We start from the raw sequence: 14,946 nt of genomic DNA, 5'->3' as shown, positions 1-14,946 counted from the left end.
AGAGCGGCCTTTAAATATCCAAGCGCACATACTTTAACATTTAACGTACATGTCCTAACCAGTCTCCTCAGCTTAAATATTCCACAGTCTTTCTTTTGATGAAAGAGAGGTGATATCAAGATTTTTAGTCAGTAAAGAATCCATTCGTGAAATTGCCAGACGTTTGCCTAGTCCGCCATCAACAATCAGCCGAGAGATAAAAAGAATTGGTGGATTCAAGTGCAATGGTGCTGTTAAAGAAGAGCTACGAGCATGGGACGTAGCATTAAGGCCTAGGCCATGTAAGTTAATCGGTTCCAAAGAGTTGTGTAAAATAATTGTTTTTAAACTTAAAAAAGCATGGTCACCACAACAAATTGCGTGTTGGTTAAAGCGACAATATCCCGACAATCAGGAATTGTCTTTGTCTCACGAAAGCATCTATAAAACAGCAGAAATAGGTTAAGACCTGATTTAATCCCGTTCAACCGCCACTGAAAGAGTTTATTCAGTCATCAGATCTGACTGCCGTATCTCTGGATGATTGCAGCTTACAATAACTAATTTAAATTATTTGTTCAGGATCAAATAGGCTGAAAACGCATGCGTTTGGGGAATAAGCGCTACACTTCCGTCTTGAAGCGGCATAATCGATGTAGCTGGGTGCATGACGACTCTTGTTTCTCCATTTTTATCGATAGAATACACGGAATCATCAACATACATAATATGCAGTTTGTCAGCGGCGCAGCATGCTGCATCGCCAGGCCATATTGAGGGGTAACTATACCACAAAGATGTTTTCCTAAGTGGAATGTCGTGGGTTGCAATCGTGCTACTTGACGTAATTCTACCTAGCTCGTCTCTTACAAGAATAGGCTCATCCAAATCTTTTGTAGGTACAACAAACAAAAAGGGAGCGACTGGATACCCTGCTAAAAAATATTTTCTATTTGAAGCGCCAAGTATTCGATCCTCGAATAGCTGAATGTGTGTGACTTCAATTGTTGGTTCTATTAAGACAGCACACCATCCTAATGCGTGCACGTCATCATTGATTCGTTGAGTGATCAAACATCCAATCCAATCTTCACCAGCATTAAGAAAAGACAGTTCGACATCTGAAAGTTGGAGTTCTGTTTCAATTGTTTGGATCAGCGCATCTAACTCTGTGCTTTCCCAACGTCCGTCAAACACATGAAGCTGTGTTTGACTCATACCGTATAGCCAAAAATTAGGCTGTGGGGGAACTTGTAAAAAACCATCTATCTCACCAGGACTTTCATAAGCCCCCCCCCTATCCTCGTCGAATAAAGGCGCTATGTCCGCGTTTTCTAATCTTGCAGCGTGCCACTTGCCTCGTTTGTCTTTAAACAAATGAATTAGTCGGTTAACGAATTCTTTAGCCTTGCTTGACAGCGGCTGCCATTGCCCATCGATGTGTATATGTGTGTTTTTTTCGTAATCTTGAATAATAGATTGCATTTTTAACCCGGTCTCACTACTCAAAACAACCCACTCATCAATTGCTTCCGTTGAAAAGTAGCGGCGCTTCGAAAGCCCAAACACATTTTCAAACTCATACTCGTCCACCTCTTCAGAATTAATGAAATTAGTGATCTGAAGTTCGAAAAGCAGAAATAACAAGCATCTCTCGCAAGGCTCGAAATACTTCTTCCTGAATTCTTCAGGTAGTTGCTCCTTAAGTCCATCCGATAGAACAAAACCGTTGGTGACAAATTTTTCATTTTTATGTTCGCGCCTTAATGTCCAACATATGAACCCCCTCCAAACACGTAAAGTCTGGTCTTAATTAGATTCGATAATTGACAAGAGTTCATTATACCTTTCTTTACTCATCTCTTTTTGCGAATTCAAGCGCTCAAGAAATACTTCCTTTGAATCGAACTGTCCCATTATCCTTGCGCCATTAGCAATCAAAACCCTAAGTTTACGCTTATAAATATCATAATTTTCCAAGTCTCTAGTTACAATTGATTGCATCAATGTATAGCCAGCGAAACTGAAATCATTGTCTTGCGACTTCATATTTGGGTCTACCCCAACATCAAGAATAGCCTGGATTGTCTCTGCATTTTTTATACTATTTGACCTCAAGGCAGACCATAAAAGCTTATTTTTTTGGTTAATTTCTATGTCTTGAGTCAACTGATATACTAAAGGTACAACTACATCATCCGACGCTCCACGATTTATTAAGCGTGTTAACATTATATTTCTACCGAGCACTTCATTCGGATTTATATTTGTTAAATCGATATTTAATAAAAAATCATCTGAGAGAGAACCATATGAACTTAAAGGGACTACTTCCTTCAAAATGTCTTTTATTTCATAGCCTGAGCTGATTAAATATTCAAACTTAGCCCGCTTAACATGGTCAGGTTGAGAGCTTCGATGAATCTGTGAGATTAAAGAACTGTACTCTTCAGTATTTAAATCTAAACACGCGTCAACAACCATTTTGAATAAAGTCATATCAGAATAAAGGGAAGCATACTTTAGGGGGGTTGTGTATTGTTCAATAAACAACCTGGCATCAATTTCAGCTCCTTTCGCCAATGCAAATCTTAGCATGGTTTGATTTTCACTAATTAACGAAAAGAAAACTAATAATTCCAGAGAACTAACCTTTGATAACTCTTCATATGCTGAATACTCTAGGAAATGATCCCAATCCTTTTTAGATAGGTTCTCGGCAGTTATTCCATGTTGCAAAAGAGATTCTTCAATAAAAATTGGCAGCAATAATCTAGTTGGAGACGCTAAAGAACTGTTATTTTTTTTTACAACTTGTGTCCTTCGATGATCTTGCTTCATCTCAATATCATTTTTCACTCGAATGTTGTCAGTAACTAGACCACTGTACTGCAAAAAAGCAATGAGATATCCAGATATAAGAGAAACGAATAGACCTAGAAATATGGACTTTTTTTTCACAATTTTAACTTCCATAGGAGTGGGGTGATACTAGTAGAAATAGCATTTTTGACATCTAAGACCTTTCGACTAGTAGTTGGCTTTTTAGTTCAAAATGCAAGAATTAGTAGTTTCCAACCTTGTATAATTGTGTTTTTTGCTTAAGTGAAAGTGGTTGAATCTCAACGAAGAAATAACAACCACATTTAAATGAAACAATAATTAACCGCGAATACTAAGAAAGTGCGATTTCGATATTGTAAATATTGCTATTAGCTGATTTCTGTTTATCACCAAGCGACAAGTATCCTGAATTTGAATTTTGATGATACACTGACATTGCCTTATCACAAATATTAACACAATTTCGTTCTACAATATCACTTTCATTGCCAAGATGATTCAGAATAAAGGCAGAAGCTTTCCCTGATGAGCTAACAATAAAGTAGTTTGGGTTTACAATTTTTCGCGATTTCATCTGCGAGTTAGGTACTACAGTTCTAATAATGGCCTTCCCATCATTTTCGGACCGAAAACACTGGAAGTTGACGAAATCATGTATACTCGGAACTTTTCCTTTTACACTATAAAATGAATTACCATTAACAAATGTAACATTAATATTTTCTAAAGGCTCTTTAGTACTAGGGTTAATGAAGTTTAACTTATATATCAGCTCTCTTTCGGGTGGAATGTAATCTGCTGTACTATAGCTAACTTTATCCCTTAATTTTTCCAACTTTTTCTTTAGCGACAAATTTTCAGATACCATTTTTAAATTTAATGAGTATGGGCATTGAGTAGAAATCAAGCTTCCTTTAGCTAAAAGAGGGTATGTTGTGCTATATAACCCAAGAACGAGGGTAGACTTGAGCATAATTCTTCTGTTCATAATTATCCCTAATTGATTTAAAACTTATACACCGGTCTTCCGCCAATACGGCGTATTAAATCTTCTTCAGTTTTAGTTCCATCAAATTCACAATCGCTTCTTGGATGAGCGACGCAAATTATTACCCATCCTTCTGCAACTTGATCGTCGTCTAAAATTGATTGCCATTCTTGATCCACTTCTCCTGACGTTAACTTCATTACGCAACTGGTGCACGCTCCAGCACGACACGAATAGTTCCAAATTTTATTAGCTTCTTCCATTGCATCCAAAATGTACTCGTCTTCTGGGCAGTCGAATTCTACATCACCTTGGTCATAGTGATCCTTAACTTTAATTCTATAAGTTGTCATAAACGTCCTTTTAAAATTTACTTTATGCTAGCTATTACTACCAGTGATGCTGAACTCAGCACCACCTAAATAACTTATACGTTTTTGAAATTCATAGCAAATGATGTAGCTTTGAATTAAGCAACATTATGAAACTGTTGTTCTCCTAAAACTTGACCATTGCTCGATAAATTAACAGTAACAATATCAGTATTAATATCCCAAGAAACCGTATGATAGTTAACCTAACAGGCGGACATGTCAAGCACCTCGTCTATTTTGGTTTTTAAATAAGTCTTTCACAATCAAAAGAAAAACCTATTTACTACATGTCACTTAATGCTAAAAATCCACATCAACGTCTGATGATGATATTTCAAAGATAAAATGTTTGAATTTTGTACTCGCCCATGCCATATGCCTTTCTTATGTTGGGGTGAAAGAAAGGCTTTGATAGTTGAATTCGCTGTGGCTGTGGTGGAAGTTCATCGTCAGTTGATGACGATGGAGATTCATTGTCAGTGACTATTGAGAATGCTCCTGAATGGCTAACGCCTAATTACTCGAACAACAAAGCAACAATTGAAATCGCTACAAGCTTCTTTGATATTGGCGATTATGCCCTTGAGCTAGCGGTATCTGACGGGACAGAGAGTATTGATTATGTTATCAACGTTTCTGTTACAAATAACCCCGCAGCCTATACTAACCCGTCTTTCGAAGACATGACGTATCCAGTAACACTGCTTATCAATGAGACTGAACAAGTACACCTTTGGGATAATGGACTGGGCCTGCTTAAAACTCAGGAAAACCTTTTTTATGCACTGACGTGGGAAGCATCGGGTAATCATTTAGATGTGACCGCATGGCAGTCAGGAAGCATGAATTTCAATGCTAAGGAAACAATTAGTATTGAAGCTCTGGCCAAATCAGATAGCCAATTCAGAATAAAATACACAAAAGATGACGCAGCTTCTCAAACGCTAAACACGCTCGCACCCGAAACATCATCTGTATTGGAAAGTTCGGCTTGGGGACCGGTAAACGGAATATCTTCCCGGGCTATAGTGGTAAACGAGGAGGAGCAAACTGTAACCGGATGGTTTGACGCCACAGAATATTTTGAAGGGACAACTTCATCTTACCTGCTGGCCGTGGACGCTTCGTATGACAGTAATACTCATTCTTGGAACCTAAGTGACTTTCCACAAAGACAAACCTCTCAGCGTTTTGAAAATGCGGAATCTGGCTCAACGGAATCACTTACATTCAATATGGTCCCGATCAACATGGGAACGTCCTTTAAGGACAACGTTTTGTGGGTATTAAAGTTCGATTATTACTATGAGCTCGCAGATGGCTTCGAGGACATTACAGTTGAAGATTACACGGGTTTACAGGCGTTTCTAGATTCTGAACGTACACTGTACTTCTCTCAGACTATATTGACGGAAGTTGAATTTGCCCCGTTAAATGCAGGGGACCATGTCTATGCGAGTTTTAATGTTAATCAGGCTATCGATGGAAAAGACTACCGCTCTACCAGTGAGTTATCAGTCACATCAGACGGTGGTGAAGGTGCTCTGGTCTATTCTATTTTCGGAGATACAATCACCGAAGCTCAAATACCGGTTACTCTAAAAACTAACGGTTCTCAATTGACAATTACCGATGAAAATCAGTCGACTTCATACGGGCTATACCAAGACTTGCGGGGAAATCAGCTCATATTGAATCTGTCCTCTGTTGATGACAATGGGGCTAATTCCTACGATGTAAATTTTGTTGTTTTTAATTCAGAGCCAGAAACCGCTTACTCAATTTCAGATTATTCAGGTATATATCAGGAGATATCCTGGCCAGCAATGTTTACCAATTCGTTGCAATGGATTGGTGTATTTGAAAATGGTCGTATGGACTTGGCCAACTATTCGGTTCGCCCCGATTCTGAAGACAGGGCTCTGGATTATTATGAGTTTGATTCGGAGACTAGTTCATTAAATGCATTAGGTTATAATTTGGGGTGTGAATCAGTAGAGGCAAGAGATCTTCAAAGTTGTTTAGCGTTTTTAAACGACAACCCTGCGTATTCGTTCCACCATGCGCATTTATCGCTTATAAAATCTGAAGGTGATTTACTGTACGTTAAGTACAATTATACTTCCCACTACAACGAGAATACGGGTATCGAAGATTTTGCGTCTTCACGCGTTGAAGTTTGGCAACGGATTGAAGAATAAATCTATTCATAGTTTTGCGAATTAGTAATTAGGGAGCCAAGTGGCTCCCTAATTGTTATGACTTCCACTAGCTTCAAGAATCATTGACTATCACTATGATAATCTTCGAAGCGTGATTTTTGCCGATCTAATCAGCGTATCGTTCCATGTGTTATTGGGAATTCTTTTGATTGGCATGTAACCCCTCACTATTCGATATTTAGATGCATCCAACTACAGAGTAGCCTATTCACTTTTGACTTCGCCCTTTTTCCCTACCCAGTAAGCCGCAAATACGGCACCAGATAAGTTGTGCCAAATACTAAACAGTGCACCGGGTAAAGCGCTCGCGGCATTGAAATACTTTAATGCCAAAGCAACGCTTAAACCTGAATTTTGCATCCCCACCTCAATAGCGATGGTTCTTGCTATCACCGAGTCGTAACCCATTAAACGTGTAACGCCATATCCTGAAGACAGCCCAATAATGTTGTGTAAAACCACAGCGACAGCAACTAACCACGCGGATGACACCAAATTTCCTTTGTTTAATGCAACCACAATAGCAATAATCAGTAATATTGCGGCCATTGAAAATAGCGAAAACCATGGAGCAAAAGTGCTGATATAACGCTTTAGGAAGTGGTTGAGTATCATGCCCGCCGCCACTGGCATAACAATAATTTTAAGTAATGTAGACAACATAGAGACCGCCGGCACATCTACACTCTGACCAAGAAACAGCCATGTTAAAAACGGCAGCATGAAAACCGCAATCAAGGTAGAAATAAGCGTCATGCTTACTGAAATGGCCAAGTTACCTTTGGCTAAGTAAGCCATTACATTCGACGCTGTTCCGCCTGCCGTTGCGCCCACTAACATCATTCCAATCATATGTGCTTGAGACAACCCCAATGCCAAAGCAATCAGCCAGGCGGCAATGGGCATAATCGTAAATTGTATGGCAACACCGACAGAAACGATTTTGCGATAACACCATACTTGCCTGAAATCACGCCATGTCAGGGTTAAGCCCATTCCCAGCATCACTAACATCAACAAAGGAATGATCATCGACTTCAAACCGGTAAAAACGTCGGGGAAGCAGTACGCAACCACGCTAATGATCAGCGCCCAAACGGGAAAGAGAAGTGTAGCCATAAATTACATCGATAATACGAATAAACCGCTACTCTACCATTCATTATGGTCGGTGTTGATAGTTCGTCCTGTTGAGGTTTATTTAAAAGTCATGTGTTGACACAAGTAAAACCATACTATTCAATGAGTAACGCCAAAAGGGAGCAATAAATGCAAGGGTTACTTAAAAACAGCTTTGAGCTGATTTCACGAGATAATGAAGGTAGAAAAATTGTCATTGGTTGAAGCGCGGCACTCTGTGCTTTTGTTTTACTCTCTTGACAAGGGCTATACTCCAACGACTACCGACAATTACAATCAAGCTGTGGTGATAGCAGTACACAAGCCTTGTTCCAATTATTAGCCCAAAATCAAGCATCAGATTTGCGCCAGCCTGGTTTCATTGAAAACGCCATTATGGCGATAGAAAACAGCACACAAAAACAACACCTGATGCAAGCCTATAAATCACATCTCAATAACTTAGCAATGGGCTTTCATCAGAGCTTTGGTGAAGCGTATTTAGCCAAGTTGAATAGCTTGACCACCGACCCTGCTTTTCACAACAAAGTCAGTGATAAAGTTAAGCAACAATATGAAAGCCAAATAGCATGGCTGAACTACTTAATGCACTCGCAAAGTTAGCACAGCGCTCGGTCTAACTCCCCGTAGTTATCAACGTATCAGTAGGCTTAACATTGCGCATTAACACAATGCGTTCAAGAGTAAAAATGCCGTTGCACTTAACATAGCTGCGGCAGGTAGAGTAATGATCCACGCCATCGCTATAGGCTTCATCAACCCCCAGTTGGTTTGATGATTGACCAGCCCTATTCCCAAAACAGCGCCGATTAAAATATGCGTACTTGAAACGGGAATACCTAAGGTAGACGCCAACATCACAACGCCAGCAGCAGCAAGTTCCGCTGAAAAACCAGACGCGGGGTGCATAGTGGTTAAATTGCTACCCACCGTTTGAATAACCTCTTTGCCAATAAACCAAAGCCCCGCAATTAAAGCAACGCCAAAGGTAGCCATAGCAACGGTGGGAATGGCCGCTTGTGAACCCATTTCGCCGGTTCTCAACACATCGAGGATCGCCGCAAAAGGGCCAATCGCATTGGCGATATCATTAGAGCCATGACTAAAGGCGAAGCCTGCTGCGGTAAACACCTGCATCCAACTAAACAGCAAAAAAGTGGCGCGATCTAAGGTGTTGCTTTTCAACGTTTTCGCGAAAATCGACGTGGCCATCCACACACCTGCAGCCACCATCCCCATAATGAGGTAATTGTGCAGCGTGTTTAGCCCTAGCTGCATGTTCTTCAACCCTTTGAACAACAGCATGGATGAAATAACCGCAGAGCCTACTGCAGCAATAATAGGAACCCAGTTTTCCAATGCTTTGTGAGCATCTACATTTTCGCGCTTGGCATTAATTTCATGCAGCTTGCGATAGTACTCAGACTCTAGATCTTCTGGTGAAAAATCATTTTCCAACATAACTTGCGCATCTCGTACCATAGTATTGGTATAAGAAATTTGTTGAATTTCGGTTAGGCGCTCAAAGGCTTGTTTATGATCTTCGTTAAGCAGTAAACGTTCTTGTCGAATCGATTCAAGCTCCGCAGAAGCATTGTCATTGTATCGAAGAATGTGTTTTTTGATTTGAAAATAGAGAAGGTAAGACGCCAGCCCGCCTAATAATGGAGACAGTACCCAAGACAGCGCAATTGTGCCTATTTCACTCCAATGAACTAACGAGAGTGCTTGCTCTGAGCCAGTTAGCATTACCCCTAAAGTGATCGAACTTCCTACAATACCGCCAATAATCGAATGCGTGGTCGATACTGGCCACCCTTTTTTGGTCGCAAAAAGCAGCCAGAAGGCGGCCGATACAAGCGCCGACATCATGATATAGACGAACTGAATTGGCTCAATAGGTACTGCCGACAAATCCACAATCCCTTTGCGGATTGTGTCAGTGACTTCTCCACCAGCAATTAACGCCCCGCTCACTTCAAAAATCGCCGCCACGGCGAGCGCTTGCTTAATTGTTAATGTGCCCGCACCAACACTGGTGCCAAAGGAATTAGCTACATCGTTGCCACCGATGTTGAATGCCATAAAAACACCAAACAAAGTTGCCAAGATGAACAACAATACGTGATTGTGATGGGTGTATCCCAACCCCCAAAATATGAAATACCCTGTGGTAGCGGCGAGTAGTACAGCAAAGGCTAAATTAATTTTCGATGATGATGTAGACAACACAACTTCCCTTTTAAAATAAGAGCTTTGGGAGATTCCCATAGCAGCAAGGAAACCATTTATCTAAGAAAAATGTATGAAGTTTTGGTGACAAATTAATGACATACCAACATTAAATAATTGTACTTATGCTTAGAAAGGTGAAGAATAGGCACTTACTGCCGATAAGGTTCTTTATTAACGAGAGTTTTTGTTGTGGATCAGGTTGTAACGTTGTCGACCCGCTATACTACGTTATTAATTCAACAATTTTGAATCATTTACGTTATTTTAAACACCGTACATGACATAAAGGCTCAGCGAAAAAATGTTCTGGACTATGTATAACACCATTGAACGCACGTTTTTCTACACCCTTTCACGGAAAATAATTGGGAATATCACCTTTTTATTTTTGTTTCAGATTGCCAGCTTTTACTTACTGTATCAGTACGCACACGCTGACGAAGCGAGCAAAGACAGCCTCGTTTCTGCTAGCTGGGTGTTGTTTTTTGTCAGTCTGGCAAGTTTCGCCTTTACCATCTTTTATCTCCATTACCTCATTGTTAGGCCAGTAAAAGCCTTATTAGATAAGTTGAATAATATTAATCACACGCAGGGCAATATAAACACGCACCTACCCGCGTTTACTCGCGACGAATTTCGCGACCTGTCTAATGCATATAATTTATTTGTTGATAATTTAAGTGAGTTAATGACCCAAATTTACTCACAAGCTCAGCAAGCCAACGACATGAATCAACAGGTTGCTACCCTAGTTAGCAGCACTTATGCCGATGCCGATAAACAGAAAAATTTGAGTCATCAAGTTGCCGAGTCGAGTAACAAAGTTAGCGCCAGTATTAATCACATTATTCAGCGTCTAGGCGGTGTAGCCGAAAGCAACCAACAAAATTTAGTGGGGGCAAACCAAGCGAATGAAGGACTGAACCAGTCGCATAAAAAAGTACTGCAAATTGGAGAGCTTTTGTCTCAGTTTGCCAACACGGTAAATGGTTTACAGCAAAATGCCGGTAACGTGCGCAACATATTGAAGATGGTTGAAGAATTTGCAGACCAAACCAATTTACTCGCCTTGAACGCCGCTATTGAAGCTGCCCGTGCGGGCGAAGCAGGCAGAGGCTTCGCGGTTGTTGCTGATGAGGTTCGCACCTTGTCTGCGAAGGTGGCAGACGCCACTCAGCAAATCAGTACCTTCCTAAACGATATGGAAAAACTGGTCGATGAAACGCAAAATGAGTCAGTTAAACTCATTGATGTATCGGAATCGATGCGCAACACCCTCACCAATACCAATGCAACATTTGATCAGCTCATTGCCGACTTTACTCGCAATACTTCAGAGTTTGAAGGAATGGCCGATGGTGTTGAATCACTGCGTATTCAATATGAGCAAGCGGAACATTCGGTTGCTGATATCACAAAATTAAGCGATCAGGTTCAACATCAGGTGAAGGCGGTGGATGAAAATGCGCAGGTAGCAAAACGACTCGCTAATTCAACCAGCGACAAGCTCGCCCAATTTGTTAAATAAGCATACAAAAAATAATTACACATCGTTTTTTACGCCCCTGATAACAGTGGCAGTATCAACCATTTGAAAAGTACACCCCACCTATGTGGGGTGTACTTTTATCTAGCCTAATGGGTTTATTTCCACGGTAACGTGGTCAAACTCGCAGTGATTTTCTTTGAGCAAGGCTTTTACTGTTTGCGCTTTTATCGCTGATTGTTCTTCGCCTACCACCAGTGAAACCATCAGCGCCTTGTGTTTGTCTGACACTTTCCAAACATGCAAATCTACAATTTCCGTTGCAGGTAACGACGCCAACAAATGTCGTACGTTTTCTTCTGCTTTCACATCGGCATTGCGGTCTAGCAAGATATGGCTGCTTTCCCCTATCAAACCATAGGCCCATTTAATAATCACCACGGCACCAACAATACCCATTGTTGCGTCTAACCATAACCAGCCTAAATACTGCCCAACGATAAGCGCTAAAATAGCAAATACCGACGTAAGCATGTCTGCCAACACATGGAAATACGCGGCTTTCATGTTGGAGTCTGAATGGTGATGATGATCATGGTGGTCGTGATGATCGTGGCTGTGGCTGTGGCTGTGGCTGTGGCTGTGGCCATGATGGTGATGATGCTCGTCGCCGTGTAACAAAACGGCAGAGATCACGTTCACAATTAACCCGATAACAGCAACGATAATGGCTTCTTTAAAATGAATATCATGTGGCGAAAAGAAACGCCCTACCGATTCCAATGCCATCATCACGGCCACTACCGCTAAGGCAACAGCACTCGCAAAGCCTCCTAACGACGTAACCTTACCCGTACCGAAAGAAAAGCTATCGTTATCTTTGTGTTTTTTCGCGTACCAGTACGTGAACATGGTAATTGCAAACGCCGCTGAGTGCGTAAACATGTGCCAGCCATCGGCCAACAAGGCCATTGACCCAAACGCAACTCCCGCTGCAATTTCAACCACCATGGTTACCGTGGTTAGAGCAAATACGGCGTTAACACGTTTTTCGTTACTTCGTGTATCGGCCGAAAAATCATGGCTTTGACGATATTGTGATAATTGTTCTTCTTGCATGAAATAATAAAAGTAATAGCAATAATTTAAAGCAGTAGCTTACCCCGCAACCACGGAAAAGCCAAGGTAACTCCCCCGTTGTCTAGCTGAGCAAATCTGCGCCATGGTCTAACTAAAATCGTAAAATTGCTTTACCATCACATATGTTATGTTATAACATTTTTAAGCATTAAATCGTTTACCATATCGTGTTTTGCTTTATTCCTTTCGCTGAATAAGGTCTACACGATGGCCAAAAAAACAATAGAATATTGATATCAATTATCGGAGTTTCGAAGAAAACATGCCGTCAACACAATCATACACTCTTTCTGCCTTAGCAATCGCCGTGTTAAGTCACTCACATGCTGTCTCTGCGCAAGCAAATAACAACAAAGATGACATTGAGCAAATCGAAGTTGTTGAACATCGACAGCCCTATCGAGGCGATATCCCATTAAAGTCACTACCCCAAGCTGTAGATGTCATTTCTGGACAATTCTTGAATGATCTCGGTGTAGAAGACTTTCAATCAGCCCTCGACTTCTCAACCAGTATCGCGCGCCAAAATAGTTTTGGTGGTTTGTGGGACAGCTTCGCTATTCGAGGGTTCGCCGGTGACGAAAACGTCCCTTCGGGTTACTTAATTAACGGCTTTAGTGTGGGCCGAGGTTTCAGCGGGCGTCGCGACACCTCGAACGTACAAACCATCGAAGTGTTAAAAGGGCCAGGGTCTGCGCTTTATGGCCGCAGTGAACCGGGCGGCACAATCAATATCATCACCAAAAAGCCCCAATTCGGTACAGAAGGCTACATTCAGGCTTCAGCTGGCAGCTACGATACTTACCGCCTAGAGGGAGATTTTACTTCTGGCCTGAGTGACACCGTGGCATTTCGTATCAACGGTGCATATGAAGATGCGGGCAGTTTTCGCGACACTGTCGAGTCTGAAAAACTAGCGCTCACTCCGTCGCTTTTATTTAAATTGTCAGATGCCACTTCATTGCTTTACGAAGGTGAAATTCTGCAACAAGAAGCCCCCTTCGACCGTGGGATCGTTGTTTTAGACAATAATTTCAACACAACCGACATTAGCACTTTCTTTGGTGAGCCGAATGATGGGCCGATGGAAATCGAAGCCTTTGGGCACCAACTTACCCTGAATCACACTCTCAACAACGATTGGAGCCTATTGGCTGGCGTTGGTTTTCGCGAGTCATCTTTTGAAGGCTATTCAACTGAAACCGAGCTATCTGCTGGTCGCCAATTACTGTTAACAGACGGCGAAACAGTCACTCGTCAACGCCGTTATCGCGATTACGATGCCGAAGACTTATCTGGTCGTATTGAATTAAGCGGCAATGTCTCAACTGGCGACATGGTGCACCACATTTTGTTGGGCGCAGATGCTTATGACTATCAGCTAGACCTCGACATGCAACGCTGGCGTGTAGCGTGGGGCGCGGGTGATACGACTTACTCGGTTAACTTGAATAATGTGGAATACGGCCAAGCAGCGCCAGACACATCACCGTTAACAAATACCACGGAAAAGCAAAAGAACTACGGCATTTATATTCAAGACCAAGTTGATTTGTCTGAGAGCTGGAAGTTTATGGCCGGGTTGCGAGTAGACAAATTCGACCAAGAAATTGTCAACCACCTTGCCGATACCACAACATCACAAGATCAAACCGCAACAAGCCCGCGTTTCGGCCTTGTGTATGACGGGTCTGAGCTTTACAGCTTATATCTCAGTTATTCTGAAGGATTCCGCCCTAACTCTGGTACCGACGCCGACGGCAATGCTTTCGACCCGGAAGAAAGTACTTCTTATGAAGCCGGTGTAAAATTTGGCGCTAAAGATGACAGTATCTCTGGTACTGTAGCGTTTTTCCGCGCTGAGAAGTCTAATATTCTCACTGCCGATCCAGTGAATTCTGGCTTCACTGCTGCGCTTGGTGAAGCAGAAAGCCAAGGTATTGAAATTGATGTAAAAACGGCATTGGGCGAAGATACCACGTTGTCGGTTGCGTACACGTACGTTGATGCTCAAACGTCTAACGACGTGACTAACTTTGATTGGGGCGTTGATATTCCTGCCGGAAGCCAACTGATCAACGTGCCGAAACACAAAGCTAACGCGACGCTTATTCACTATATGACAGTAGCCGGTAACGAAGCGAAAATCGGCGCGAATGTACTGTATGTAGGTGAGCGATTAGGTGAAACCATAGATCCAAACTATGTGTTACCTAGCTATACGCTAGTTAACCTTTTTGGTTCTGTTAACTTAACACCTGAGCTGTCACTGAGTGCTCACATCGATAACCTACTAGACAAAACCTATTTCTCGAATTCATATTCCGCACTATGGACACAACCCGGTACACCACGTACCGCTACGGTGAGTCTCAAATACGCGTTCTAATTCGTTGCAAAAAAAAGAAGGCACGCTGAGCGTGCCTTCTCAGATTGATGATAAACCCCTCTTTTTTCAGAGGGGTTTATTTTTTCTAGCAGCCGAAGGCTGCGATCGCGATATTTTTTATAGCAGCTTTATTGTTCGAGTGTTGGGTT

At 41.8% G+C, this 14,946-nt stretch carries 11 protein-coding genes and 1 pseudogene; 5 read left to right on the top strand and 7 right to left on the bottom strand.

What is annotated here, in order from left to right:
- Nucleotides 1-85 precede the first annotated feature (85 nt).
- Nucleotides 86-430 (top strand): annotated as a pseudogene (locus ACXAH6_RS19085) (transposase); the annotation flags it as partial.
- Nucleotides 431-549: 119 nt separating this feature from the next.
- Here the strand turns inward: ACXAH6_RS19085 and ACXAH6_RS19080 are convergent.
- The 4 genes from ACXAH6_RS19080 to ACXAH6_RS19065 all read right to left on the bottom strand — a co-directional run bounded on the left by ACXAH6_RS19080 (nt 550) and on the right by ACXAH6_RS19065 (nt 4,164).
- Nucleotides 550-1,626, bottom strand: a complete 1,077-nt coding sequence (locus ACXAH6_RS19080) for a hypothetical protein (RefSeq protein ID WP_474879440.1) — start codon at nt 1,624-1,626, stop codon at nt 550-552.
- Between the two features lie 162 nt (nt 1,627-1,788).
- Nucleotides 1,789-2,940, bottom strand: a complete 1,152-nt coding sequence (locus tag ACXAH6_RS19075) for a hypothetical protein (protein ID WP_474879438.1) — start codon at nt 2,938-2,940, stop codon at nt 1,789-1,791.
- Between the two features lie 214 nt (nt 2,941-3,154).
- Complete coding sequence (locus ACXAH6_RS19070) at nt 3,155-3,811, bottom strand: hypothetical protein (RefSeq protein WP_474879436.1); 657 nt, start codon at nt 3,809-3,811, stop codon at nt 3,155-3,157.
- A 17-nt stretch (nt 3,812-3,828) separates the two neighbouring features.
- Nucleotides 3,829-4,164 carry a 2Fe-2S iron-sulfur cluster-binding protein gene (locus ACXAH6_RS19065; protein ID WP_474879434.1) on the bottom strand — a complete coding sequence of 112 codons (336 nt, stop codon included), beginning with the start codon at nt 4,162-4,164 and terminating at the stop codon, nt 3,829-3,831.
- A gap of 494 nt (nt 4,165-4,658) precedes the next feature.
- Here ACXAH6_RS19065 and ACXAH6_RS19060 point away from each other — a divergent pair, with 494 nt between their 5' ends.
- A complete protein-coding gene (locus tag ACXAH6_RS19060) occupies nt 4,659-6,386 on the top strand; it encodes a hypothetical protein (protein ID WP_474879433.1) in 1,728 nt (575 codons plus the stop codon).
- Between the two features lie 225 nt (nt 6,387-6,611).
- Here ACXAH6_RS19060 and ACXAH6_RS19055 read toward each other — a convergent pair whose 3' ends face one another.
- The gene (locus ACXAH6_RS19055) at nt 6,612-7,526 is read right to left on the bottom strand and encodes a bile acid:sodium symporter family protein (protein WP_474879431.1); all 915 of its coding nucleotides are present in this window, start codon (nt 7,524-7,526) and stop codon (nt 6,612-6,614) included.
- 327 nt (nt 7,527-7,853) lie between these two features.
- On the opposite strand from ACXAH6_RS19055, the gene ACXAH6_RS19050 reads away from it, so the two are divergent.
- Nucleotides 7,854-8,150: a hypothetical protein gene (locus ACXAH6_RS19050; protein ID WP_474879430.1), complete on the top strand. Its 297-nt coding sequence runs from the start codon at nt 7,854-7,856 to the stop codon at nt 8,148-8,150.
- A 60-nt stretch (nt 8,151-8,210) separates the two neighbouring features.
- Here the strand turns inward: ACXAH6_RS19050 and ACXAH6_RS19045 are convergent, their stop codons facing one another.
- A complete protein-coding gene (locus ACXAH6_RS19045; RefSeq protein ID WP_474879429.1) occupies nt 8,211-9,776 on the bottom strand; it encodes an inorganic phosphate transporter in 1,566 nt (521 codons plus the stop codon).
- 307 nt (nt 9,777-10,083) lie between these two features.
- Here ACXAH6_RS19045 and ACXAH6_RS19040 point away from each other — a divergent pair, with 307 nt between their 5' ends.
- Complete coding sequence (locus tag ACXAH6_RS19040; RefSeq protein ID WP_474879427.1) at nt 10,084-11,310, top strand: methyl-accepting chemotaxis protein; 1,227 nt, start codon at nt 10,084-10,086, stop codon at nt 11,308-11,310.
- A 102-nt stretch (nt 11,311-11,412) separates the two neighbouring features.
- On the opposite strand, the gene dmeF is transcribed toward ACXAH6_RS19040, so the two are convergent.
- Nucleotides 11,413-12,387 (bottom strand): CDF family Co(II)/Ni(II) efflux transporter DmeF, encoded by a 975-nt coding sequence (dmeF, locus tag ACXAH6_RS19035; RefSeq protein WP_474879425.1) that lies wholly within the window; start codon nt 12,385-12,387, stop codon nt 11,413-11,415.
- 283 nt (nt 12,388-12,670) lie between these two features.
- On the opposite strand from dmeF, the gene ACXAH6_RS19030 reads away from it, so the two are divergent.
- Complete coding sequence (locus ACXAH6_RS19030; RefSeq protein WP_474879423.1) at nt 12,671-14,797, top strand: TonB-dependent siderophore receptor; 2,127 nt, start codon at nt 12,671-12,673, stop codon at nt 14,795-14,797.
- Nucleotides 14,798-14,946: the final 149 nt, after the last annotated feature.

It is taken from the genome of Alteromonas sp. ABE4_545, assembly GCF_056161325.1.
This window is presented reverse-complemented; position numbering and strand designations above follow the sequence as displayed.

What these genes read in the sequence shown, in the direction of transcription:
- ACXAH6_RS19070 (WP_474879436.1), bottom strand. Translation starts at nt 3,811, where the DNA reads ATGAACAGAAGAATTATGCTCAAGTCTACCCTCGTTCTTGGGTTATAT.
- ACXAH6_RS19065 (WP_474879434.1), bottom strand. Translation starts at nt 4,164, where the DNA reads ATGACAACTTATAGAATTAAAGTTAAGGATCACTATGACCAAGGTGAT.
- ACXAH6_RS19055 (WP_474879431.1), bottom strand. Translation starts at nt 7,526, where the DNA reads ATGGCTACACTTCTCTTTCCCGTTTGGGCGCTGATCATTAGCGTGGTT.
- ACXAH6_RS19040 (WP_474879427.1), top strand. Translation starts at nt 10,084, where the DNA reads ATGTTCTGGACTATGTATAACACCATTGAACGCACGTTTTTCTACACC.
- dmeF (WP_474879425.1), bottom strand. Translation starts at nt 12,387, where the DNA reads ATGCAAGAAGAACAATTATCACAATATCGTCAAAGCCATGATTTTTCG.
- ACXAH6_RS19030 (WP_474879423.1), top strand. Translation starts at nt 12,671, where the DNA reads ATGCCGTCAACACAATCATACACTCTTTCTGCCTTAGCAATCGCCGTG.